Source organism: Streptomyces sp. NPDC021356, from assembly GCF_040641015.1.
Classification (GTDB): domain Bacteria; phylum Actinomycetota; class Actinomycetes; order Streptomycetales; family Streptomycetaceae; genus Streptomyces.
Window position 1 is genome coordinate 237,987 of sequence record NZ_JBFACU010000005.1, and the last position, 21,821, is coordinate 259,807.

Sequence of the window (21,821 nt, forward strand, 5' to 3'; positions counted from 1 at the left end):
CCGCCGTACCCGGGAGGTGGCCGCCGTACCCGGGAGGTGGCCGCCGTACCCGGGAGGTGGCCGCCGTGCCCAGGAGGTGGCCGCCGTGCCCAGGAGGTGGCCGCGCCGCCCGTGCGGCGGCCGGAATTACTCCTTACGGGAGTGTCCTGACGTATGGCCAACGTCCCCCGATCGCAGGACGATGCACCACACATCGCACCGCTTCGGGGGACGAGGGGGTCCGGCCATGGCGGACACGGGGACGGGTGTCGCTCCCTACTGGGAGCTGACCTTCGACGCCGACGGGGACGTGGACGTCCCGGAACGGGACCGGCTGCTCGCCGGGGCCCGCGCGAGCGGCGTGCGCGACCTGATCGTCTTCGCGCACGGCTGGAACAACGACCGTTCCGGCGCGACCCGGCTCTACCGGCAGTTCTTCGCCCCCGTCCCGGGCCTCGCGCCGGCCGCGCGGATCGGGTACGTGGGGGTGATCTGGCCGTCGATGCGCTTCTGCGACGAGCCGATCCCCGACTTCCCGCGCTCCACCGCGGCGGGGCCCGCGCCCGGCCCGGCGCTCGACGAGGACACCCGGCACGCTCTCCTGGAGGCCTTCCCGGGGCGGGCCACGGTGGTGGACCGGCTCGCGCGGATGCTGGACCAGCACCCCCACGACGAGGCCGCCCTGGAGGAGTTCGGGCGGCTGGTGGGGCTGCTGGTGGAGTTGGTGCCGCCGGGGCCGCAGGCGCACTTCGCGGCGGACACGGTGGCGGAGGGCGTCCCCGAGCACGCGCCGGGGATGTTCACGCGGCCGGCGGCGGACGTCTGCGCGGAGTTCGCGCAGGCGGCGGCGCAGGCGGTGCAGTCGGGGCCAGCGGGGCAGTCGGGTTCAGCGGGCGAGTCGTTCTCGTTGCCGAATCCGTGGGACGGCGCGAAGGAACTGCTGCGGCAGGCGACGTACTACACGATGAAGCGGCGCGCGGGCGCCGTCGGCGAGCGCGGGCTCGGACCGGCGGTCGCCCGGCTCGCGGAGGCGGCCCCGGACCTGCGTGTCCATCTGGTCGGGCACAGTTTCGGCGGGCGGCTGGTGTCGTTCGCGCTGCGCGGGCTGCCACCGGGGGTGCGGGCGGTGAAGTCCGTGACCCTGCTCCAGGGGGCCTTCTCGCACTACGCGTTCGCCGCCCGGCTGCCCGGCGACCCGCGCGCGGGAGGCGTGCTCCAGGGGCAGGAGCACCGGGTGGACGGCCCCCTGGTGTGCTGCTCCTCGCACTTCGACACCGCGCTCGGCACGTTCTACCCGCTGGCGTCACGGATGGCGGACGACGACCGGTCGGTGCTGGGCGTGGACGTCGGCGCGCTGCTCGGCACCCGCTGGGGTGCGATGGGGCACGACGGGGTGCAGGCGGTGCCGGGCACGCGCGCGTGCACCCTGGCCGAGGCGACGAGCGGCCCGCTGCCCGTCTCCGGCTGCGTGAACGTGGACGCGGCCGAGGTGGTCAGACGCGGCGGGCCGCCGGCCGGTGCGCACAGCGACATCGTGCACCCGGAGCTGGCCCGGCTGGTGCTGGCGGCGGGCCGCATCGTGTGACCCGCCGCCGGCACCCGGACGTCACCGGTGGGAGGTGTACTCCACCACCTGCTGGAAGGTGGGCCGGTTCTGCCAGCTGATCCTGCCGTGCTTGATGCCGCCCAAGGGGCGCTGGGCGATCGAGTCGGCGCACCACTGGTCGCCCGCCGCACACTGGTCGTCGCCCGGGTAGACCTGGGCCGCGGTCAGACCGGCCGCCTGCTTGAGGGTGGCGGCCAGGGTGTCGTGGCAGGCGGTGAGGCTGCCGGCTCCGCAGTACTTCTGTGCCAGCGGGCCCTTCACCTGCTCGCCTAGCACCGCCCGGATGTCCTTGTCGACATAGCTCCACCAGCCGTACTGGAAGGCGCTTCCGGCGTGCGAGCCGGTCGGGCCGTGGCCGGCCGAGGGGGACTCGTCGACGGGCAGGTTGGCGCCGAAGGCGGTGAACAGGTCGCTGCCGAGGCCCGGTTCGAACTCGGCCTTGACCAGCAGCGGCCACCAGGCGTCCAGGATGCGGATCGCGTCGGCGTCGGCGTACTTCTTGGAACCGGCCGAGGTCTCGGTGCGGTGGGCGCCCGCGGCCAGCCAGGCCCGCAGCTTGTCCACCGCCGCCGCTGCCGCCGGGTCGGTGACCGGCGAGCTGTCGAGCACCTTCAGCAGCCCCGGCAGCACGTCCTCGGCGCGCAGGTCGGCGACGGCCGCGTCCGCCATCGCCCGGGTGAGCGAGGCCCTGGTCACCCCGCCGGAGGCGACGAGCTTCCTCACCCGGTCCTCCAGCAGGTTGCCGCGGTGCACCGAGCCCTCGCCCCAGGGCGCCGCCGCGTAGTCCTCGGCCTGCTTGTTGTTCCAGGAGATGTAGTAGTCCTGGTCGACGGAGTTGGGGTGCGCGGCGGGCGCGGTGTAGTCGGCGGTGTTGGCCGCCGGGTCCCAGCCGCGCCACTCGTAGGCCGGCCGCGCCCACACCGGGAACTCGGCGTCGACGCCGTCGGCCCGCACCGGGTTGTCACCACTGTTGTAGTAGGCGGTGTGCCGGGAGTCGGCGTAGAACCAGTTGAACGTGAAGTTGATGTGCTGCGCGGCCTTCTGGAAGTCCTGCGGGCCCTGGACGAAGTCGGGGTCGTTGAGCATCTGGAAGCCGATGATCGAATCGGCCTCGTGCAGGTAGGAGGAGCGCAGGGTGGTGTAGGCGACCTTCTTGCCGCCGACGGTGGCGCGGTACTGGACCGGACCGTACGCGGTGCGCCACACCCGCATCGTGTACGAGCCGGCCTTGGTGCCGTCGGCGACGGTGGGCTTCCAGGCGTTGGCCTGCTGGACCTGGTCCATGGCCGTGCAGGTGCCGTGGTAGAGGTAGTGGTGGTCGTCCTGGCACAGTTCGACGGCGTAGGTGTCGATGATGTCCTGGCCGGAGGTCGTGGCGCTCCACGAGTAGTCCTGGCCGCGGCCGAGTTCGACGTACATGCTCAGGCCCGCGAAGGAGGCGCCGCGGGCGCTGATGCCGGGGCCCTGGATCTCCTGGAGCAGCAGCAGCTGGGGCGCGAAGTAGCCGGTCTGCGGTCCGAAGACGGCGACGGGGTGGCCGCTCGCGGTGTGCTCGCCGCCGACCACGAGGGCGTTGGACATGCCGCGCCGGGCCGAGGAGAGGGCGGTCTTCGCGGCCGTGGCGGCGGCGCTGCCCGCCGAGCGGGCGGTCGCGCTGCCGGTGCGGTCGTACAGGAGGGGTTCCTCCGTCACCGAGCCGGCGTCGGGCAGGGCCTCGCCCTTCGGGGAGTCGGGCTTGGTGGCGTACGGGAAGCTCTGGCCGTCGTGGAGGGTGAGGACGGCCTCGGGGTCGTTGCGCTCGCGGAAGGACTCCCAGACCCGGGTGCCCTCCTCGACGCCGTACTTGGCCTGGGCGGCCATCAGGGAGAGGGCGTTGTTCACCTCGCCGCCCCCGCCGGCGCCGAACAGCGAGCCGACGACCGAGGCCAGCGCGACCAGGTCGGTGACCTTGAAGTGGTCGATGGTGCCGGCGTTGGTGATCGCGTCCTTGTGGCCGGTGAGGACGTACTCGCCGGGGAAGTAGCGGCCGGAGTCGGAGGCGTCGATGTAGGCGTTGATGCCGGCGAGGTAGGCGTTCACGTCCGCCAGTGCCTGCTGCCCGCGCGCGCCGTTCTTCGCCACGGCGCTGTCGATCTGGGCCTGGAGGTCGGCCTCGGTGTAGGGCGCGTTGCGGTAGAACTGCTGCTCGAGGCCCTGGTTGGCGGGGGCGCCGCCCGCGAAGGAGGTCAACTGGCCGCGGCCGACGTGCCGGAAGACGTCCATGAGCCACAGCCGGTCCTCGGCGGCGGCGTATCCGGCGCCGAACTCGGTGCCGTAGCGGGTGGTGCCCGTGATGTGCGGCACGCCGGTCTTCTTGTCCCGGACGATCGTGACGTCGCCGCGGCCCGCGGGCTTCTCGGTGGAGGCGACCTGGTCGGCCTGGACGCCGAACGAGGCGTCGTTGAAGAAGGTGTTGATCGTGTCGTCGGTGAGCGCCGGGTAGCCCTTGGCCAGGTTCGCGTAGGGGCCGAGCTGGTCCTCGGCGTGGCCGGGCTGGGTGCCGAAGCCCTGGTTGAGGAGGATCTGGGCGAGGGTGGCGTTGCCGTTCTCGCCCGGCGGCAGGATGTCCGAGCACCGGCCGCCGCAGTAGTCGTTCGCGGCGGTGGCCTTCGGTGCCGCGTCCGCCGCGACCGCTTGGGAAAAGGGTGACAAAAGACCGGCAATGAGGACGCATACGGAGGCGGTCTTCAGGAACCCGGGGAATCTGCGGGGAGTTCTCACTCTGTCGAGCGCGCTTCGTGGGGTGCGCCGTGGCATGACTGCTCCTCCCGACGGGGGTGGAGCGGGACGTTACCGGCGGTATCCCCGAGTTGGAAGATGAACACGCGTCACTTTTTGGAGTCTGCGGGACGGACATGACGGTCAACCAGGGCGAAGTTATGGCGGACATCGGAAATCGGATGGAGCCGAATCGCGGCCCGGCACGTCTACCTGACGACGTCGGTACGACGCTTCTGTACGACGACGCCGAAGTGACCGAAGGACGAGTACGAGTACCGGTGCAGGTGTGACGGAGGTGCAGGGCGATGGCGGGTTTCCGGAGTCTGGCGAGACAGGTGAGGGATCCGCGGTGCGATCTGGCGCTGCGGCGTTACTCACTGCGCAAGTGCCTTGAGCGGTTCGCTCCTTACGGCCACCGGGCGACCTGGGACCACCTGTGCTCCCGGGCCGGGTTCGGCCCCGAGGACAGGTCTCCCGACCCGGCGCGGCTCGTGGCCGCGCTGGAGGAGCTGGAGGAGGCGCGCTCGGTGTGGCTCGAGTACGAGGAGGAGTTCGCCGGGCGACGCAGGAAGGAGAAGCACGACGGGCTGCGCCGGCCGGGCAGCGTGGACGACTGGCACCGGCTGACCTGGGGCGGCTTCGGGGTCGCCTGGTGCGACGACCCGCGGGTGCACCCGTCCGAGCCGCTGGCCGAGGTGCTGCGCCGGCTGATCGCCGCGCTGGAGCGCGCGCCCGGCTCGGTGTGCCCGGTGTGCGGCGGCGAGCGCCTGGTGTGGCGCTACGGCCTGGACCACGAGCCGTCCGCCGGCCCGGTCTGCGCGGACTGCGGCATCCTGGTCCCGCGACCCGTGCTCACCCCGGAGGCGCTGGCGTACGCCCGGCGCGGACGGCGGCTGCTGGTGTCGGCCTGAGCGGTCGAGTCCCGAGCGACTGAGCGAGAAACGGCCGAGCGAGAAACGGCCGACGAGAAGCGGTCGGCGGGCACGGCGGGGTGCGCCGGGAGTGTGCCGGGGGCGCGGCCCTCGGGGCCTGGGGCTGCCCGGGTGCCGGACGCCGGGACCGCTCTGCGGGCGGCCCCGGGGAGTGCTGTGCGCCCGGTCCCGGCGGGGTGCTCCGTGTGCGGCCCGGGGGCTGCCCCTGGGCCCGGCGGGGGCACTGTCCCGACCATGCAGGCGTGTCTGAACGGATCCCGGACGGCCGCCGACGGCGCGGTGGTGCCGCTCACTCCGCTGGCGGTGGCCGGGGCCGCGGCGCGGGCCGTCGTGGCCGGAGCCGGCGAGGTGCACGTCCGTCCCCGGACGCCGTGCGGGCGGGAGAGCCTGTCGCCGCGCGTGGTGGCGGCCACGGTCGAGGCGGTCCGGGCCCACGTCGCCGTGCCGGTCGGCGTGACCACGGGGCCTGGGCCGAGCCCGGCCCGGCGGCCCGGGCGGCGCGCGTCCGTGACTGGACGGCGCTGCCCGACTTCGCCTCCGTCAACTGGCACGAGCCGGGCGCGGAGGAACTGGCAGGCGTCCTGCTCGACCTGGGCGTCGGCGTGGAGGCCGGCCTGTGGTCCGGCACGGACGGTCCGGCCCGGTTCGCCGCCTCACCGCTCGGGCCCCGGGTGCTGCGCGTCCTGGCCGAGGTGACGGACCCGGCCGCCGACACGGCCGAGGCGTCCGCACGCGCCCTGCCGGCCGCGATCGGCGACGCGCACGGCCGTCCGGTCCTGCTGCACGGCGTGGAGGCCGGCACCTGGCCGGTCCTGCGCCTCGCGGGCCGTCTGGGCCTGGCCACCCGCGCGGGCCTGGAGGACACACTGCTCCTCCCGGACGGCGAACGGGCGCTCTCGAACGCGCAGTTGGTCAGGGCGGCCCTGCGCCTCCACGCGATGCCCCAGCCGTAGGGCCGCCCCTTGGGCCGTGCGCTTGGGAGGCGGTACGCAACCGAGGCCGTCCGCAACCGGCCCGCCCGTCCGCCCTCGGCATCCGCGGCCACACCTCGCGGGCACCGGACCGCCGTCGGCGGGGAGGCCGGCACGGCGAGGGACGGGGCGGAAGGACGGAGGACGGCGGCAGCCGGGCGCCGGGCCCTGCTCCACGCCGGGCACCGCCCACGGGGGCGTGTGCCCGGGGTGGCGGGCCGGCTGACCCCGCGGCGCACGTGCGTCAGATACGCGGCCGGGATCCTCAGCCGGTCGGGCCGGTGGCGGGCCGCGGGGCCGGGCCCCGTTCGGCCATCAGGCGGGAGCCGGTCAGGCGGTCGCCGAAGGCGTCGTCCGGGTTGGACAGGACGCAGGTGTCCAGGGAGAGGCAGCCGCAGCCGATGCAGTCGGTGAGGTGGTCGCGTAGGCGGTTGAGCTGCTTGATGCGCTCGTCGAGTTCCGCGCGCCAGGCCGCGGAGAGGCGGGCCCAGTCCTCGCGGGTGGGGGTGCGCTCCTCGGGGAGTTCGGCGAGTGCCTCGCGGATCGTGGCCAGCGGGATGCCGACGCGTTGCGCGGCCCGGACGAAGGCGACCCGGCGCAGCGCGTCACGGCTGTAGCGGCGCTGGTTGCCGGCGGTGCGGCGGCTGCTGATCAGGCCCTTGGCCTCGTAGAAGTGGAGGGCGGAGACCGCCGCTCCGCTGCGGGCGGCCATCTGGCCCACGGTCAGCTCGTGGATCTTCTCGGGAATCTGGGGCACTCGCCGGAGCCTACCGACCGGACCGGACCCGGCCGCGTTGACAGGGGCCCCGGCACCGAGCATGCTAAGCAGTTGCTTAGACATGACGTACCGCGATGCGAGAGGCCGGGCACATGGCAGAGCCGAGGATCTTCACCTCCGTCGACGAGCTGAGGGCGGCGGTGGGCGAGCAGCTGGGGTACACCGACTGGCTGGAGATCGACCAGAAGCGGATCGACCTGTTCGCCGAGGCGACCGGCGACCACCAGTGGATCCACGTGGACCCCGAGAAGGCCGCCGCGGGCCCCTTCGGCACGACCATCGCGCACGGCTACCTGACCCTGTCGCTGCTCCCGCTGTTCGGACCGCAGCTGATCCGCGTCGAGGGCGTGAAGATGGGCGTCAACTACGGCACGAACAAGGTCCGCTTCCCCTCCCCCGTGCCGGTCGGCTCGCGGCTGCGGTCCACCGCCACGATCACGGGCGTGGACGACGTCAGCGGCGGCGTGCAGGTGACCGTCGCCTTCACGGTGGAGCGCGAGGGCGGCGACAAGCCGGTGTGCGTGGCGGAGTCGGTGTCCCGCTACTACCTCTGAGTCACGCCGGTCCGGGCCCCGACCATCCGCAGGACGAGGTCGGCGTAGAGCGCGCCGACCTGCTCCGGGGTGCGGGGCCCCTCGACGTTGAACCAGCGGGCGACGTCGATGCACAGGGAGAGCACGGCCAGCGTCGTGCCGCGCACGTCCGGGACGTCGAACTCCCCCGCGGCCACGCCCTCCTCGATGATGCCGCGCACCTCGGCGTCGACCCGTCGGCGCAGCGCGATGATCTCGGCCCGGGCGTCCGGCCCGAGGGAGTCCAGTTCGTACTGCACGACGCGCGCGGTGGTGCGCCCGCCCGCGTGCCAGCGCACGAAGGAGCTGACGGCGTCGGCGAGCCGCTCGGTCGCGCCGCCCTCGCGCCGGGCGGCGGTGCGCAGGATCTCCAGCGCCTTCTCGTGGCCGATCCGGCTGATGCGGTGGAGCAGCTCTTCCTTGGTCTTGTAGTGGATGTAGAGCGCGGCGGGACTCATGCCGGCGCGGCCGGCGATGTCACGGGTCGTCGTCGCGTGGTAGCCCCGCTCGGCGAAGGCCTCCACGGCGGCCACGAGCAGCCGCCGGGCCGCGTCAGGGGTGACCTCGGCCCACGGCTGCGCGTCCCCGCCGGCCGTCTCCTCCGCCGTACTCATCGCTCGTTCGCCCCTCTCTGCGTCAGAGGCTCCACCATACCGCCGAAGCTGAGCGGTCGCTTAGCATCCCCGGTGGGCGGCGTACGGCGGCCCAAGTGGCGGGGGTCAGAGCTTCTCGAAGGGGTCGTGCTCGGCGAGCAGCTTGTCCAGGCGGGCCTGGTCGACCCGGCTGACGATCTGCCCGGCCTCCTGGCGGTCCCGGATCACCTTGGCGAGGGTGAAGGCGGAGGTGACGAGGTAGAGGACGGCGATGGCGAGGAAGGACCGCACCCAGGCGTCGGCGTGCAACCGGAAGATGCCGAGGGCGGTGGCCGTCATGGCGACGGCGAACGAGGCGACGGCCTGGCCGTAGAAGGCGGCCGTGTTCTGCTGCTTGACCGGTGTGTCACTCATGCGGCCCAGCATCGGCGGATGTGGCCGCCGCCACATCCGCCGGGATACTCAGACCGGGTACTCAGACCGGGTGCCAAGAAACCCGCGCACCCCTGCCGCACGGGGCCTCAGAAGGCCGAGACGCCTGTCAGCGCCCGCCCGATGACGAGTTTCTGGATCTGGCTCGTGCCCTCGTAGAGGGTCATCACGCGGGCGTCGCGCAGCAGTTTGCCCACCGGGTACTCGTCGATGTAGCCGTAACCGCCGAAGACCTGGAGGGCGTTGTTGGCGGCGCGCACGGCCGCCTCCGAGGCGAACAGCTTGGCCTTGGAGGACTCGACGGCGAACGGCCGGCCGCGGTCGATCAGGTCCGCGACCCGCCACGTCAGCAGGCGCGCGGCGTCCACGTCGACGGCGATGTCGCTGATCAGCTCCTGGACGAGCTGGTGCCGGGCGATGGACTTGCCGAACTGCTCGCGCTCGCCGGCGTACCGGACCGCCGCGTCAAGCGCGGCCTGGGCTATGCCGACACAGCCGGCCGCCACCGACATCCTGCCCTTGGCCAGCGCCGACATGGCGACGGAGAAGCCCTTGCCCTCCGGGCCGAGCATCGCGGAGGCCGGGACGCGCACGCCCTCGAGAACCAGTTCGGCGGTGGCCTGGCCGCGCAGGCCGAGCTTGCCGTGGATGGTGCGGCGGGTCAGGCCCGGGGTGTCGGTGGGCACCAGGAAGGCGGTCACGCCCTTGTGGCCGGGGGCGTCGGTGGAGCGGGCGAAGAGCAGGACGACGTCGGCCCAGGTGCCGTTGGTGATGAACGTCTTGCTGCCGTCGAGGACGAAGTCCCCGCCCGCGCCGCGCACGGCCCGCGTCGTGAGGTTGCCCGCGTCGGAACCGGTGCCGGGCTCGGTGAGGCCGAAGCAGCCGACGTACTCGCCGGAGGTCAGTCCCGGCAGCCAGCGCCGCTTCTGCTCCTCGTCGCCCCAGGCGGCGATCGTCTTGGCGACCAGGCCGAGCGAGACGGAGACGATGCCGCGCACGGAGGAGTCGCCGCGGCCCAGCTCCTCGGTCACCAGGCAGTAGGAGAGGTGGTCGCCGCCAAAGCCGCCGTACTCCTCGCCGACGGTCAGCCCGAGGAAGCCGACCTCCCCGAGCTTCTTGACGATCCCCCGGTCCACGTCCTCGGCGCGGTCCCAGGCGACGACATGGGGGGTGATCTCCCGCTCGACGAAGTCCCGGGCGAGCTGCCGCACCGCGGTCTGCTCCTCGCTGAGGCCGAGGTTCATGACGGATCACCCCACAGATGACAGATCTTGAAAGCCGTACATTTAAATTATCACTGCTAGTTTTACGGCGCAGCCCTACTATGTGCGCCATGGCCCGACCGCGCAAGCCCCTCCTCAGCACCGACCGCATCGTCGCGACGGCGCGGGACCTCGTGGACGCGGAGGGCCTGGCTGCGGTCTCCACCCGCCGGCTCGCGGCCGAACTCGGCGTCAGCGGGCCCTCGCTCTACAACCACTTCCGCACCAAGGACGAGATCCTGGAGGCGGTCGCCGACTCGGTGAGCGGACAGGTCGACCTGTCGATGTTCGAGGACGGCTGCGACTGGCGGACCGCGCTGCACGACTGGGCCGTCTCCTACCGCGCCGCCCTGCGCGCCCACCCGAACATCGTCCCCGTCCTCGCCCGCGGCCCCGGCCGCCGGCCGGCCGCGCTGCACCTGGCCGACGCCGTCTACGGCGCGATGGTCGACGCGGGGTGGCCGCCCGCGCAGGCCACCTCCATCGGCGCGCTGATGCGCTACTTCGTCATGGGCTCCGCGCTCGGCTCCTTCGCCGGCGGCTTCGTGGACGACGCCGGCGCCTACGACCCCGCCGACTACCCGCACCTCGGGCAGGCCCACCTCCTCGCCGAGCAGCAGGAGAAGATCGACGAGCGGGCCTTCGAGACGGGGCTCGCGGCGCTCCTGGACGGACTGGCGCAGCAGTACGGGCCGTACGAGAGGGCCGGGCGGGAGGCGTAGCGCGCGCCCACGGTTCGGCGGGCGCCGAACCGTCCGTGCCGCATCCTGGGAGGCATGACCACCAAGGACCCCCGAGCGCCCGGCCTGGCGGCTCTCGCCGCGCTGATCGCCGACGAGACGCGGGCCGCCTGCCTGCTGGCGCTGCTCGACGGGCGGGCGTGGACCGCCGGTGAGCTGGCCCGGCACGCGGGCGTGGCCGCGTCGACGCTCAGCGAGCACCTGGGCAAACTCGTCGGGGGCGGCCTGCTCTCCGAGGAACGGCAGGGCCGGCACCGGTACGTCCGGCTCGCCGACGCGCGCGTGGCCCAGCTGGTCGAGGACCTGGCCGCGCAGGTCGCCCCGGGGGACGCACGCCGCCCCCGCACGCTGCGGGAGGCCGGCGCCGGATCCGCGATGGCCCGCGGCCGCACCTGCTACGACCATCTCGCCGGGCGGCTGGGCATCGCGGTCACGGACGCGCTGACCGTACGCGGGCTGCTGCGCACCCGTGAGCCGGAGGGCCGCGCCGGTGGCGGGGAACCGGGTGCGCGGAGGCCCGAAGGGGCGAGCACGCCCGGTCCCCCGCCACCGGCTGGAGCGGCCCGGAGGCGAACGCGCGATGAAGGAGCCACCGGGTTCGCGCTCACGGACGCCGGGCTGGACTGGTTCGACTCCGCCGGCATCGCGCTGGACCGCCGGGGCAGGCGCCCGCTCGCCCGCGCCTGCCTCGACTGGACGGAACGGCGCCACCATCTGGCGGGGGTCGCGGGTGCCGCGCTGTGCCGGCACGCCCTGGACACGGGCTGGTGCGTCCGCATCGGCTCGGAGCGCGCCGTGAAGGTCACCCCGGCCGGCGAAGCCGCGCTGTCCGACCTGCTCGGCATCGAGCGGACCGCACTGCGCTGAGGAGCCCCGCGGCGCCCGGCCGCCGGTGCCGCCGCCGCGACGGTGGTGCTGTGGGCGTGGTGCCGTGGCGGTTGCCGGCCGGGGCCGTGGCGCCGGGGGCGCTGTGTCTCGTACGCCGTGAGGGGGCCGCCGCCGCTGCCGACGGGCGTGGTGGTGACGGGCGTGGTGATGACGGGCGTGGTGATGTCGTCGGCGGGCGCGGTGACGGCGGGGCTGCCGATGTCCGGTGCGGGCGGTCCCCGCCGCTCGCGGTGGCGGCGGGGCAGGCGTTCGCGGCCGTAGGCGTCCGGGGCGCCGTGCCTGCTCACCGCGGTCGGGCACGCCTGCGGCCCGGTGGCGCGGAAGTCCGCGCCGGGCCCGGGGCGAGTGCCGTGCCGGTGCCGACGTGCGGGTGGTGGGCGAGGTGCGTGCTGACGCCGGCGGACGGGCTGCCGTGCCCGGCCGGGGCGGCGGGGACACGACCGCAGGCACGCGGACGGGGACGCGGCGGCGGCGCCGCGGCCCGAGCGGGTGTCCTCGGCCCGAGTGCCCCGGGCCCCGCCGGACGGCCGCTCAGAACACCACCAGCGCCCTGCCGCCCTTGCCGGCCCGCATGTTCTCGAAGGCCGCCGGGATGCCGTCCAGGGCGATGCGCTCGGTCACGAGCGCGCCCAGGTCCAGGCGTCCGGCGCGGACGTGGGCGGCGAGCACGGGCAGGTCCTCGGCCGGGTTCGAGTTGCCGTAGACGCAGCCGGACAGGGTGCGGCCCCAGTGGAAGATCTCCAGGGCGTTGAAGGTGACCTGCTGGTCCTTGCCGCCGATGCCGACGACCGTGGTCCGCCCGCCGCGGCGGGTGGACTCCCAGGCGGCGCGGATGGAGACGGCGCGGCCCGCGCACTCCACGGAGACGTCGACGCCGTGTCCTTCGGTGAGGGCGCGGATCTCGCGCGGGGTGCCGCCGGAGGCGACGACGTAGTCGGTGGCGCCCGCGCGGCGCGCCAGGTCCTCCTTCTCCGGGCTGACGTCGACGGCGACGATCCGCGCGGCGCCCGCGATCCGGGCGGCCTGGAGGGTGGCGAGGCCGACGCCGCCGACGCCGAAGACGGCCACCGTCTCCCCGGCCCGCACCCGCGCCGAGTGGTGGACGGCGCCGTAGCCGGTGAGGACGGCGCAGCCGAGGAGGGCCGCGTCGGTGAGCGGGACGCCCTCCGGCAGGGGCAGGACGCAGGAGGCGGCCACGACCGTCTCCTCGGCGAACGCGGCGACGTTCAGACCGGGGTGCAGGTCGGTGCCGTCGGCGGTGCGGGCGTGGACACCGGCGGCGCCGGTCAGCGCGTCGGCGCACAGCCAGACCTCGCCGAGCGCGCAGGCGTGGCAGCTGCCGCAGGACGGCGCCCAGTTGAGAACGACGGCGTCGCCCGGTGCGACGTGGGTGACGCCGTCGCCGACGGCGAGCACGGTGCCCGCGCCCTCGTGGCCGAGGACGGCGGGGACGGGGACCCGCATGGTGCCGTCGGTCAGGGACAGGTCGGAGTGGCAGACCCCTGCGGCGGCCAGGCGCACGCGCACCTGGCCGGGGCCGGGGCCGGGCAGTTCGATGCCGGTGATCTCCAGCGGTGAGCCGATGGCGGGCAGGACGGCGGCACGTACGGCCATGACGCGTGACTCCCTTGGAACCGGGGACGGGTTGCGGGGCGGGAAGGGCCGGGCTCAGAACTGCAGGGACTTGGTCTGGAGGTACTCGGCGAGTCCGTGGGTGCCCAGTTCACGGCCGACCCCGGACTGCTTGTAGCCGCCGAAGGGGGCCACCGGGTTGAACCGGCCGCCGTTGATGTCGACCTGGCCGGTGTCCATCCGGCGGGCGAAGGCGACGGCCTCGGCCTCGTCACCCGCCCAGACGGCGCCGGCGAGGCCGTAGACCGTGCCGTTGACGATGCGCAGGGCGTCGTCCTCGTCGTCGTAGCGCAGGACCGCCAGGACCGGGCCGAAGATCTCCTCCTGGGCGATGGTCATGTCCGGGGTGACATCGGCGAAGACGGTCGGGCTGACGTGGTAGCCCGGTGCGCGCGGTGCGTCGGGGCCGCCGGCGACCAGACGCGCGCCCTCGGCGACGCCCTGCTCGATGTAGCCGCGCACCCGGGCGAGTTGCCTGGCGTTGACGAGGGGGCCGATGCGGTCGCCGTACTTGGCGGCGGCCTCGGCGGCCAGTGCGACCGCCTCGTCGTACTGGTCGCGGTGGACCAGCATGCGGGTCCAGGCGCTGCACGTCTGGCCGGAGTTGGACATGACGTTGGCGACGCCGACGTGCACGGCCCTGGCCAGGTCGGCACTGGGCAGGATGACGTTGGCGGACTTGCCGCCCAGTTCCAGGGCGACCCGCTTGACGGCGGCGCCCGCGATCGCGCCGATCCGCCTGCCCACCGCCGTGGAGCCGGTGAAGGAGACCATGTCGACGTCCGGGTGTTCGGCGAGGGCCTGTCCGGCGACCGGGCCGAGGCCGGTGACCAGGTTGAAGACGCCGGCCGGGAACCCGGCCTCGTCGACGGCCCTGGCGAAGAGCCGGGCGGTGAGCGGGGTGTCCTCGGCGGGCTTGAGCACGACCGTGCAGCCGGCGGCCAGGGCCGGGGCCACCTTGGCGACGATCTGGTGCAGCGGGTAGTTCCAGGGCGTGATGGCGCCGACCACTCCGACCGGCTCGTGCAGGACGGTGGAGTTGCCGGCCTTCTCCTCGAAGGCGTACGTGGCCGCGAGGTCGGCGTAGGACCCGGCGACCGCGATCGGCAGGCCCGCGTGGACCGTCCGGGAGAACTGCGGGGGCGCGCCCAGTTCGGTGGTGACGGTCCCGGCGATCTCGTCCTCGCGGGCCACCAGCACGTCCCGCAGGGCGGCCAGGCGGGCGGCCCGCTCGGCGGGCGGGGTCGCGGCCCAGCCGGGGAAGGCGGCGCGGGCGGCGCGCACCGCCGCGTCGACGTCCTCGGCGGTGCCCGCGGGCACGGTGGCGACGACCTGTTCGTCGGCGGGGTTCACCACCTCGATGACGTCCCGGTCGGGGGCGGGGCGCCAGGCGCCGCCGATGTACATGTCGTCGTGTGCCTTCATGGTGCTCCTGGGCTCCTCCGGGGCGGGGCGTCGTCCGCGTCCGCGGGGTCCACGGCGCGTGGTCCGTGTCCGCGGGCGCGGCGTCGCGCATCACAACCTGCCGACAGCCCATAAACTAGCGCCGATAGTTTTGCGGCGCCAGGGACACCCGCGCCCCGCCCGGCGCCCGGGGCCGCCCGGTGGCTGGCTCCGCCGGGTGGCTGGCTCCGCCGGTCGGCGGCGGCGGGGGTGGGCGCTCCGTCCGGGTGGCTGGCTCCGCCGGTCGGCGGCGGCGGGGGTGGGCGCTCCGTCCGGGGCGGGGCGCTCCACCTGCCACGAGGGTCACTTCGTCGATGTCAGGTGGGCGAAGACGACCACGTTGCTGGAGTAGCCGGTCCGGCGGGTGTAGAGGCCGCCGCAGGTGATGACGTGCAGTTCGGGCCTGCGGGCGGGGCCGTACACCTCCTTGTCGGGGAAACGGGCCTTGTCGAAGACCCGTACCTTGTCGACGGTGTAGACGGCGGTACGGCCGTCCGCACGCCGCACCTCGATGTGGCGGCCCGGTGCCACCTGGCCGAGCGCGGCGAAGACGGCGGCGCCCGTCTTCGTGTCCCGGTGCCCGACCGCGAGGGCGGTGCCGGACTCCCCCGGCGTGGGGCCGCCCCGGTACCAGCCGACCAGCTTGGGCTTGTCGACCGGTGGCGTCTGGAGCTGCCGGTCGGTGTCGAGGCCGATCCCGATGACGGGGGCGTCGACGCCGAGGGAGGGGATGCGCAGGGAGGTCGCCGGGGAGCGGGGCAGCGGCCGGGGCGGGGGCGTCGTGGGGGCCGCATCGCCCGGTGAGCCGGACCGCTCGCCGTCCGGGCCCGCGCCGCCGGAACCGACGCCGTCCGGGCCGTCGCCCTCCGCCTCCGTGCTCGCCGCGGCCGTGGCGGCGGCCTGCGGTCCCGCCGCACGCTCGGGTGCGCCGTGGTGGCGGTGGCCCTCGCACCGCACACCCATTGTCACCAGGACGACCGTCAGCACGGTCGTCCTGGCGAGGCGGTAGGCGCGGGTCCGGCGCCAGGGCCTGCGTCTGCGCCTACTCGGCACCACGGGTGCGCCGGCGGTTCAACCGGAGGTACGCGACCCCGCCGACCACGACGAGCCCCACGGCGGCGGCCCCGGCCACCGGGGTAAACGCCGCTGCCGTGGCGGCGAGACCGCCGCCGCCCGCGTGCACGCCGCCCCTCGGGCCCTGCGGGTCCTGCCTGGCCCCCGGCCCGCCGTGCTGGTCGTTGTTGTCGTGGCCCTGGTCCTCGATCTGGCCGCCCGGCCCCCGGGCCCCTTCCTTGCGCCCGTTCTCCTCGTGGCAGTTGACGTGGAAGATCTTCTCCTTGGGAATGCCCGCGACGGTCCAGACGAGCTTGTACTGCCCGTCGGCCAGCCCCAGCGGGTCGGTGTGCCCGGCACCGGCGGCCAGGGCGATCGTGCCGGTGACGGTGGCGCTGGTGGGCAGCGGGGGCATGGCCTGGATGGTGTAGCCGATGGTCGGGAGGACGTCGAAGTTGACGGCGTCCAGGTAGAACCGGCAGGTCACCGGATCGTCCTTGGAGACGCCGAAGGGAACGCCCACCCGGTGGATCTTGATGTCGCCGGCTTCCCCCTGGGCCAGGGCGACGGGCGCTGCCAGCCACGTGGCACCCGCCGCGGTCAGGGCCGTCAGGGCCGCGGCGGCACCGACGCGGGAGCCTGGGGTGCGTGGGAGTGTGAGGGTGGGCATGCGCGCTCCTCCGAGTCAGACGATTTTCATATAAATCGCTCTTTCACCTGACTCTCTTTCACACTCCCTCCCGAAGACGGCGCACCCCGCGCCGACGCGCCGTCCACTTTCATCCGTCCGGCGCAACGGCGCACCGGGTGTGTGCGCCGTACGGCGCACACACCCGAGGTTCGGCACCCGGCGCACACACCCGGGGCTGGCGCACGACGACCGCTCACGGCGTGAGGCGAACGGGGGTCGCTCAGTCCAGCACTCTGCCGAGGTACGCCCGCAGCAGCTCCCGCATCTCCGCGATGACCTTCTCGTCGCCGTCGGGATCGATCCGGAAGGCGAGCTGGACCAGGGTGTCGGCGGTCTCCACGGCTATCAGGAAGGTGCGGCGCAGGTCGTCGTCCGGCTCCTGGCTCAGGTGACCGGCGAGCAGGCGGGTGAGGAGGTCGGCGAGACGGTGGTTGGGCTCGGCGTGCCGGGCGCCGAGCGGGATCTGGTTGCCGAAGTCGACGAGGGAGAACCCGGGAGCGGTCCGCTTCATCGCCAGGTACTCGTCGAGCACGGCGTCCATGGCGGACCGCCAGCCGCCGCCCTCCGCCTCCTTCAGGCGTTCCTGTACGCGCTCGGTGTACCGCTCCAGGTTGCGGTGGGCGAGCGCGTCGGCCATCGCGCGCTTGTTGCCGAAGAACCGGTAGACCGAGCCGATGGGCACACCGGCGCGCACGGCGACCGCGCGCGTGCTCAGGGCGTCGTAGCCGACCTCGTCGAGGAGGTCGGCGCAGGCGTCGAGGATCCGGGTCAGCCGTTCGGCACTGCGCCGCTGCACGGGTGCGCGGCGGAGCGGGGTCGCATGGGGCACGGGTTCATGATGCCTGTCGGCGGCATCCGGGTGAAGCGCGCCCGGATGCATACGCCCCGTCCCCCGTTCCCCCCGGCGCACGCAGGGCCCGTCCCGCGCCGGACACGTCACCCGCGTTGCCACGGGCCGATCCGAGCGACGCGCGCGACGCGAAGAGGGCGAGAAGCCCGGCCGTCGTCATCCCGCCCCGAACCGGTGGCGCACCCCCGGGCGCGGTGACCGCCGCACCGCCGCCGTGCGGCGTCGTCGCGCCTCCGGGCACTCCACCGCACCGACGTTCGCCGCCGCCTCCGTCCCGCCGGGGCCCCCGGACCTCGCGTCGCCTTCCGGCGCGGTCCGCGCACCGCCGCCCGGCCCCCCGGACCCGGCAGCCGCTGCCACCGGCACCGGCGGCTCCCCCGGCTCCCCCGCCCGGGCCCGGGACCCCGTGGCCGCCGGGGCCCCGGGCGTGGCGGTCACCGGGGCGGTGGGCGGCCCCGGTGACCCCGGTGCCGTGGGCGTCGCGTCGTCCGTGGCGTGCGGGTCGGACGCCGTGATGTCCGCCGTGCTCTGCACCGGCTTGCCGGACACCGCCCACACCGTGTCGTCGTCGGCGTACAGGCGGGCGGTGACATGGTGGGTGCCCCGGGGCACCAGGCGGGCGGAGAGGCGGTACTCGGGGGTGCGCAGGCGGCCGACGGGGCGGCCGTCGACCAGCAGGCGGGCGAGGCCGCGCCCGGCGGCGGGGTGTGCCGCCGCGCCGGCCGGCGAGAAGCGGAAGCGGCGCAGGGTCAGCCGCACGTCCCAGCTGCCGGCGGCGTCCGGCCGCACCTCGACGCCGATCTCGGGTGCGTCCTTCTTGTCCACCTCGCGGTAGGCCCGGCCCTCCTCGTCGGTGCGGTCGGTGATCCTGCCCACCGGGCCGGTCGATCTCCCCTCCCCGCTCCCCCGCGCGCCGCCCGCGCCGCACCCCGCCGCTCCGGCGAGCAGCAGGGCGCCGACCGCGAGCGCGGCGAGAGGCCGGCGCGTCCACGACGTCATGCACCGGAGAGTAGAACAGCGGTCCGACGGGCGGATCCCCCTCAGGTCTGGTTCCGGCCGTCCGCCGCAAGGAGGGCCGGTGGCCCTCTTGCGCCCGGGAAAACGCAATCCTACGGTGAGCCATAGGAATCGGGTTGCAAGGGAGCGATCATGAGCGGGGACGCACGCAAGACCGCCGAGGCACTGGACTACCTCTCCGGATTCGGCAACGAGCACAGCTCGCAGGCCGTTCCGGGGGCGTTGCCCGAGGGCCGCAACTCGCCCCAGCGCGCCCCGCTGGGGTTGTACGCGGAGCAGCTCAGCGGTACGGCGTTCACCGAGCCCAGGGCGCACAACCGGCGCTCGTGGCTGTACCGCATCCGCCCCTCGGCCGCCCACCCGGCGTTCACCCGCGCAGGCAACGGCACGCTGCGCACGGCACCGTTCACACAGGCGGTGGCCGACCCCAACCGGCTGCGCTGGAACCCACTGCCGCAGCCGGGTCCGGACACGGACTTCGTCGCGGGTCTGTGGACCCTCGGCGGCAACGGCGACGTCTCCCAGCGCACCGGCATGGCGGTGCACCTGTACCACGCCAACTCCTCGATGGAGCGCGTCTTCAGCGACGCGGACGGCGAGCTGCTGATCGTGCCGGAGCGCGGCGGGCTGCTGCTGCGCACGGAGTTCGGCCTGCTGCACGCCGAGCCGGGGCATGTGGCGCTGATCCCGCGCGGGGTGCGTTTTCGCGTGCAGCTCCTGGACGAGTCCGCGCGCGGCTACGTCTGCGAGAACTACGGCGCTCCCTTCCGCCTCCCCGACCTCGGCCCCATCGGCGCCAACGGCCTCGCCAACGCCCGCGACTTCCGGGCGCCGGTCGCCGCGTACGAGGACGTGGACGGCCCGGTGGAGGTGGTGAACAAGTTCTGCGGCAACCTCTGGTCGGCCACCTACGACCACTCCCCGCTCGACGTCGTCGCCTGGCACGGCAACCATGTGCCGTACGTCTACGACCTGCGCCGCTTCAACGTCATCGGGACGATCTCGTACGACCACCCGGACCCGTCGGTCTTCACCGTGCTGACGTCGCCGAGCGACACCCCCGGCCTGGCCGGCGTGGACTTCGTCGTCTTCGCGCCGCGCTGGCTGGTGGGCGAGGACACCTTCCGGCCGCCGTACTTCCACCGGAACGTGATGAGCGAGTACATGGGCCTGATCGAGGGCGCGTACGACGCCAAGGCGGAGGGCTTCGTGCCGGGGGGCGGCTCGCTGCACAACATGATGTCGGCGCACGGCCCGGACCGGGAGACCTACGAGCGGGCGAGCGCGGCGGAGCTGAAGCCGCAGAAGATCGACGACGGGCTGGCGTTCATGTTCGAGACGCGCTGGCCGGTGACGCTCACGCCGCACGCGGCCCGCGCGGACCACCTGCAGCAGCGGTACGACGACGTCTGGCAGGGCCTGGAGAAGCACTTCAGGCCGTTGCACTGAGCGGGCCCGACCGGTACGGATAGCCCGTGACCTCCTTCGCTCCGGATTCGATCGTCCTGAACCGCAAGCTGCCGCTGTGGTACCAGGTGTCGCAGTCGCTGCGCGCCTCCATCCTCGGCCGCTCGCCCCGGGACCCGCTGCGCCTGCCCACCGAGGAACAACTGGCGGGGCACTACGGCGTGAGCGTGCTGACCATGCGGCAGGCGCTGAAGGAGCTGGAGGACGAGGGTCTGATCACCCGGCACCGGCGGCGCGGCACGTTCATCGCGCCCACGGCCCACCGGGGCGCCCCGGTGCGGCTGCTCGGCTCGGTGGACGCGATCGTGGCCCAGCAGTCCGGCATGACGACGGAGCTGCTGGACCACGGTCCGGCCGCCGTGAACGGTGACCTCGCCGAGTTCTTCCCGGACCTGGAGGAGGTGGCGGCGTACCACCGGCTGCGCAGCGACGAGAAGACGGGCGAACCCACCAACCACGCCCGCAACTACGTCCGTCCGGAGCTGGCCGAGCGGATAGCGCCGGACGACCTGGTGCGCTGGCCGATGACCAAGGTGCTGCGGGACGTGGTGGGCGCCGACATCAGCCGGATCACGGACACCGTGCAGGCGCGGCTGGCGGACCCGGAGACGGCGCGGCTGCTCCAGGTGCCGCTGCTCAGCCCGATCCTGCACTACACGGGGATCACCTACGACGGGGCGGGCCGGCCGCTGGACGTGGTGGTCATCCACTACCGCGGGGACCGTTTCTCCTTCACGGTCACGCTCGACGCCACCTGACCTGCCCGCCGTCGACGCGTCGTACGATGCCCCGCGTGACGCATGACGACGCCCCGCTGCTGGCGGACCTCATGCCGTGGTCCGTCGCACCGCCGCGGCTCGGCCGGGAGTGGCCCGCGGCCCCCGACGCCGCGTGCCTGAAGGCCCGCTGGGCGGCCCTGCTGCGGGCCGAGGGGCCCGAGAGGGAGGCCCTGTTCGAGCCGACGCGCTCGCGCACGCCGTACAGCGCGGTCGGGCAGCTGCCCGGCCGGGCCGGCGGCACCGAGCGGCTGATCCGGGCCTCGGGACCGTGTCCGGAGCCGGTACGGGTGCTGCTGGCGCCCTTCGACGAGCAGTGGCTCCTCGCGGACCACCGGCTGATCGACGCGGCCCGGCCCGAGCTGTGGCGGGTGGCGGACGGACGGCAGGTCTTCGCGGTGGAGACGGGCGCCGCCGCGGGCACGGCGGAAGCGCCGCTGCTGGCGACCTCCCTGCCGCCGTTCCTGCGGCCGGGCCGGATCCGCCCGCTGTACCGCCGGCCGGGCGCGGCGGAGCCGAACCTGGCGCCCGGCCTGCCGGAGCATCTGGCGGCCCGGCTCGGGCACCGTCCCGCCCCGGTGGACGTGCTGGCCTGGATCCTGTCGGCGGCCCGTCCGGGCCCGGCCGGGCTCGCCGTGCCGCTCACCGCGGACGCCGGGCAGTGGGCGCGCGGTGTCGCCTCGGGGCGCCGGGCGCTGTGGCTGATGCGCCGCGACGGTGAGCGTCCCAAGCTGCCCGGCGGGCGCCGCCCCTACGTCCGCGCGCCGCTGCCGGCCCGCCCGCTCGACCTCCGTTACGACCGGGAGGAGGAGACCCTCCACCTCGACGAGGGCCGCGTCTCCCCCGTGCCCGCGGCGGCCTGGGACTTCACGGCGGGCTCGGTCCGGGTCCTGGAGCAGTGGTTCGCGGCCCGGACCGCCGAGGGCGCACCGGGCACCCTGGCGGCGATCCGCCCGGCCGCGTGGCCGCAGGCGTGGACCTCGGAGCTGCTGGAACTGATCACCGTACTGGCGCTGCTGGCCGAGCTGCGGGGGGACCGGGAGGAGGCGGATTCGGCGGTGCCGGCGCCGGGGGACGCGATCACGGCCGCCGAACTGCGGGCGGCGGGGGTCCTGCCGGTTCCCGAGGCGGCCCGCCGGCCGGCCTCGGTCCTCGACCACGCCGAGGAGGGCCCCGGCGGGCAGTTCACGCTGATCTGACCGCGCGGCCAGCCCGCGAGGCGGCAGGCTCCGGAGCGGCGCGCCCTCCTCGCGACCGCGCCCTCGCCCGCCGTCGCGCCGCGCACGCCTTGGCACCACCGCCCGCCTTCGCGCCGCGCACGCCTTGGCACCACCGCCCGCCTTCGCGCCGTGCACGCCGGGCGCGCGGCTCAGGCGCGC

General features: G+C 74.5%; 19 protein-coding genes and 2 pseudogenes. 10 read left to right on the forward strand and 11 right to left on the reverse strand.

Annotated elements, in window-relative coordinates:
* The first annotated feature begins 226 nt into the window (after window positions 1–226).
* Window positions 227–1,564 (forward strand): serine-threonine protein kinase, encoded by a 1,338-nt coding sequence (locus AB0G56_RS08910; RefSeq protein ID WP_360965808.1) that lies wholly within the window; start codon window positions 227–229, stop codon window positions 1,562–1,564.
* A gap of 21 nt (window positions 1,565–1,585) precedes the next feature.
* Here AB0G56_RS08910 and AB0G56_RS08915 read toward each other — a convergent pair whose 3' ends face one another.
* Window positions 1,586–4,381 carry a penicillin acylase family protein gene (locus AB0G56_RS08915; RefSeq protein ID WP_360965811.1) on the reverse strand — a complete coding sequence of 932 codons (2,796 nt, stop codon included), beginning with the start codon at window positions 4,379–4,381 and terminating at the stop codon, window positions 1,586–1,588.
* Between the two features lie 98 nt (window positions 4,382–4,479).
* Between AB0G56_RS08915 and AB0G56_RS08920 the strand changes: the two genes are divergently transcribed.
* The 3 genes and pseudogenes from AB0G56_RS08920 to AB0G56_RS08930 all read left to right on the forward strand — a co-directional run bounded on the left by AB0G56_RS08920 (window position 4,480) and on the right by AB0G56_RS08930 (window position 6,230).
* Window positions 4,480–4,635, forward strand: coding sequence for a hypothetical protein (locus AB0G56_RS08920; RefSeq protein ID WP_360965813.1), 156 nt, complete (start codon window positions 4,480–4,482; stop codon window positions 4,633–4,635).
* Window positions 4,636–4,650: 15 nt separating this feature from the next.
* A complete protein-coding gene (locus tag AB0G56_RS08925; RefSeq protein ID WP_360965816.1) occupies window positions 4,651–5,256 on the forward strand; it encodes a hypothetical protein in 606 nt (201 codons plus the stop codon).
* A gap of 255 nt (window positions 5,257–5,511) precedes the next feature.
* Window positions 5,512–6,230, forward strand: a pseudogene (locus AB0G56_RS08930) (3-keto-5-aminohexanoate cleavage protein).
* 283 nt (window positions 6,231–6,513) lie between these two features.
* Here AB0G56_RS08930 and soxR read toward each other — a convergent pair.
* Entirely contained in the window at window positions 6,514–7,005 is a 492-nt protein-coding gene (soxR, locus tag AB0G56_RS08935) for a redox-sensitive transcriptional activator SoxR (RefSeq protein ID WP_360965819.1), read from the reverse strand.
* Window positions 7,006–7,118: 113 nt separating this feature from the next.
* On the opposite strand from soxR, the gene AB0G56_RS08940 reads away from it, so the two are divergent.
* On the forward strand, window positions 7,119–7,580 hold the full coding sequence (locus AB0G56_RS08940) for a MaoC family dehydratase (RefSeq protein ID WP_360965822.1): 462 nt from the start codon (window positions 7,119–7,121) through the stop codon (window positions 7,578–7,580).
* Here the strand turns inward: AB0G56_RS08940 and AB0G56_RS08945 are convergent.
* From AB0G56_RS08945 to AB0G56_RS08955, 3 genes are all read right to left on the reverse strand, one after another.
* The gene (locus AB0G56_RS08945; protein WP_360965825.1) at window positions 7,571–8,212 is read right to left on the reverse strand and encodes a TetR/AcrR family transcriptional regulator; all 642 of its coding nucleotides are present in this window, start codon (window positions 8,210–8,212) and stop codon (window positions 7,571–7,573) included. The two genes, AB0G56_RS08940 and AB0G56_RS08945, sit on opposite strands and share 10 nt — an antisense overlap.
* A 105-nt stretch (window positions 8,213–8,317) precedes the next feature.
* Window positions 8,318–8,605: a YiaA/YiaB family inner membrane protein gene (locus tag AB0G56_RS08950; protein WP_360965827.1), complete on the reverse strand. Its 288-nt coding sequence runs from the start codon at window positions 8,603–8,605 to the stop codon at window positions 8,318–8,320.
* A 107-nt stretch (window positions 8,606–8,712) separates the two neighbouring features.
* Window positions 8,713–9,867: an acyl-CoA dehydrogenase family protein gene (locus AB0G56_RS08955; RefSeq protein WP_360965830.1), complete on the reverse strand. Its 1,155-nt coding sequence runs from the start codon at window positions 9,865–9,867 to the stop codon at window positions 8,713–8,715.
* A gap of 89 nt (window positions 9,868–9,956) precedes the next feature.
* On the opposite strand from AB0G56_RS08955, the gene AB0G56_RS08960 reads away from it, so the two are divergent.
* Together AB0G56_RS08960 and AB0G56_RS08965 are read left to right on the forward strand one after the other, a co-directional pair.
* Window positions 9,957–10,607 (forward strand): TetR/AcrR family transcriptional regulator, encoded by a 651-nt coding sequence (locus AB0G56_RS08960; RefSeq protein WP_360965833.1) that lies wholly within the window; start codon window positions 9,957–9,959, stop codon window positions 10,605–10,607.
* A 54-nt stretch (window positions 10,608–10,661) separates the two neighbouring features.
* The gene (locus tag AB0G56_RS08965; protein WP_360965836.1) at window positions 10,662–11,492 is read left to right on the forward strand and encodes a helix-turn-helix transcriptional regulator; all 831 of its coding nucleotides are present in this window, start codon (window positions 10,662–10,664) and stop codon (window positions 11,490–11,492) included.
* A 552-nt stretch (window positions 11,493–12,044) separates the two neighbouring features.
* Here the strand turns inward: AB0G56_RS08965 and AB0G56_RS08970 are convergent.
* The 6 genes and pseudogenes from AB0G56_RS08970 to AB0G56_RS08995 form a co-directional block, all read right to left on the reverse strand.
* Complete coding sequence (locus tag AB0G56_RS08970) at window positions 12,045–13,127, reverse strand: zinc-binding dehydrogenase (protein ID WP_360965839.1); 1,083 nt, start codon at window positions 13,125–13,127, stop codon at window positions 12,045–12,047.
* A gap of 54 nt (window positions 13,128–13,181) precedes the next feature.
* Complete coding sequence (locus tag AB0G56_RS08975; protein WP_360965842.1) at window positions 13,182–14,570, reverse strand: aldehyde dehydrogenase family protein; 1,389 nt, start codon at window positions 14,568–14,570, stop codon at window positions 13,182–13,184.
* Window positions 14,571–14,891: 321 nt separating this feature from the next.
* On the reverse strand, window positions 14,892–15,644 hold the full coding sequence (locus tag AB0G56_RS08980) for a class F sortase (RefSeq protein WP_360965845.1): 753 nt from the start codon (window positions 15,642–15,644) through the stop codon (window positions 14,892–14,894).
* On the reverse strand, window positions 15,631–16,311 hold the full coding sequence (locus AB0G56_RS08985; RefSeq protein WP_360965848.1) for a hypothetical protein: 681 nt from the start codon (window positions 16,309–16,311) through the stop codon (window positions 15,631–15,633). The genes AB0G56_RS08980 and AB0G56_RS08985 overlap by 14 nt, the downstream gene beginning before the upstream one ends.
* Window positions 16,312–16,552: 241 nt before the next feature.
* Window positions 16,553–17,212 carry a TetR/AcrR family transcriptional regulator gene (locus AB0G56_RS08990; RefSeq protein ID WP_360965851.1) on the reverse strand — a complete coding sequence of 220 codons (660 nt, stop codon included), beginning with the start codon at window positions 17,210–17,212 and terminating at the stop codon, window positions 16,553–16,555.
* Between the two features lie 468 nt (window positions 17,213–17,680).
* Window positions 17,681–18,181: pseudogene (locus AB0G56_RS08995) on the reverse strand (hypothetical protein); the annotation flags it as partial.
* 150 nt (window positions 18,182–18,331) lie between these two features.
* Between AB0G56_RS08995 and hmgA the strand changes: the two are divergent.
* Genes hmgA through AB0G56_RS09010 form a run of 3 tightly spaced genes read left to right on the forward strand, consistent with a single transcriptional unit; the run spans window position 18,332 to window position 21,641 of the window.
* Window positions 18,332–19,648: a homogentisate 1,2-dioxygenase gene (hmgA, locus tag AB0G56_RS09000; protein WP_360965854.1), complete on the forward strand. Its 1,317-nt coding sequence runs from the start codon at window positions 18,332–18,334 to the stop codon at window positions 19,646–19,648.
* Window positions 19,649–19,674: 26 nt separating this feature from the next.
* Window positions 19,675–20,424: a GntR family transcriptional regulator gene (locus AB0G56_RS09005; RefSeq protein ID WP_360965856.1), complete on the forward strand. Its 750-nt coding sequence runs from the start codon at window positions 19,675–19,677 to the stop codon at window positions 20,422–20,424.
* Between the two features lie 26 nt (window positions 20,425–20,450).
* A complete protein-coding gene (locus AB0G56_RS09010; protein WP_360965859.1) occupies window positions 20,451–21,641 on the forward strand; it encodes a type ISP restriction/modification enzyme in 1,191 nt (396 codons plus the stop codon).
* The last annotated feature ends 180 nt before the right edge of the window (window positions 21,642–21,821 follow it).

Excerpts from the sequence above, each read along its gene's own strand:
- AB0G56_RS08910 (WP_360965808.1), top strand. The coding sequence starts at position 227 with ATGGCGGACACGGGGACGGGTGTCGCTCCCTACTGGGAGCTGACCTTC.
- AB0G56_RS08985 (WP_360965848.1), bottom strand. The coding sequence starts at position 16,311 with ATGCCCACCCTCACACTCCCACGCACCCCAGGCTCCCGCGTCGGTGCC.
- AB0G56_RS08950 (WP_360965827.1), bottom strand. The coding sequence starts at position 8,605 with ATGAGTGACACACCGGTCAAGCAGCAGAACACGGCCGCCTTCTACGGC.
- AB0G56_RS08965 (WP_360965836.1), top strand. The coding sequence starts at position 10,662 with ATGACCACCAAGGACCCCCGAGCGCCCGGCCTGGCGGCTCTCGCCGCG.
- AB0G56_RS08945 (WP_360965825.1), bottom strand. The coding sequence starts at position 8,212 with ATGAGTACGGCGGAGGAGACGGCCGGCGGGGACGCGCAGCCGTGGGCC.
- AB0G56_RS08925 (WP_360965816.1), top strand. The coding sequence starts at position 4,651 with ATGGCGGGTTTCCGGAGTCTGGCGAGACAGGTGAGGGATCCGCGGTGC.
- AB0G56_RS08920 (WP_360965813.1), top strand. The coding sequence starts at position 4,480 with ATGACGGTCAACCAGGGCGAAGTTATGGCGGACATCGGAAATCGGATG.
- AB0G56_RS08975 (WP_360965842.1), bottom strand. The coding sequence starts at position 14,570 with ATGAAGGCACACGACGACATGTACATCGGCGGCGCCTGGCGCCCCGCC.
- hmgA (WP_360965854.1), top strand. The coding sequence starts at position 18,332 with ATGAGCGGGGACGCACGCAAGACCGCCGAGGCACTGGACTACCTCTCC.
- AB0G56_RS08940 (WP_360965822.1), top strand. The coding sequence starts at position 7,119 with ATGGCAGAGCCGAGGATCTTCACCTCCGTCGACGAGCTGAGGGCGGCG.
- AB0G56_RS08915 (WP_360965811.1), bottom strand. The coding sequence starts at position 4,381 with ATGCCACGGCGCACCCCACGAAGCGCGCTCGACAGAGTGAGAACTCCC.
- AB0G56_RS08955 (WP_360965830.1), bottom strand. The coding sequence starts at position 9,867 with ATGAACCTCGGCCTCAGCGAGGAGCAGACCGCGGTGCGGCAGCTCGCC.
- AB0G56_RS09010 (WP_360965859.1), top strand. The coding sequence starts at position 20,451 with ATGCCCCGCGTGACGCATGACGACGCCCCGCTGCTGGCGGACCTCATG.
- AB0G56_RS08990 (WP_360965851.1), bottom strand. The coding sequence starts at position 17,212 with ATGCATCCGGGCGCGCTTCACCCGGATGCCGCCGACAGGCATCATGAA.
- AB0G56_RS08960 (WP_360965833.1), top strand. The coding sequence starts at position 9,957 with ATGGCCCGACCGCGCAAGCCCCTCCTCAGCACCGACCGCATCGTCGCG.
- AB0G56_RS08970 (WP_360965839.1), bottom strand. The coding sequence starts at position 13,127 with ATGGCCGTACGTGCCGCCGTCCTGCCCGCCATCGGCTCACCGCTGGAG.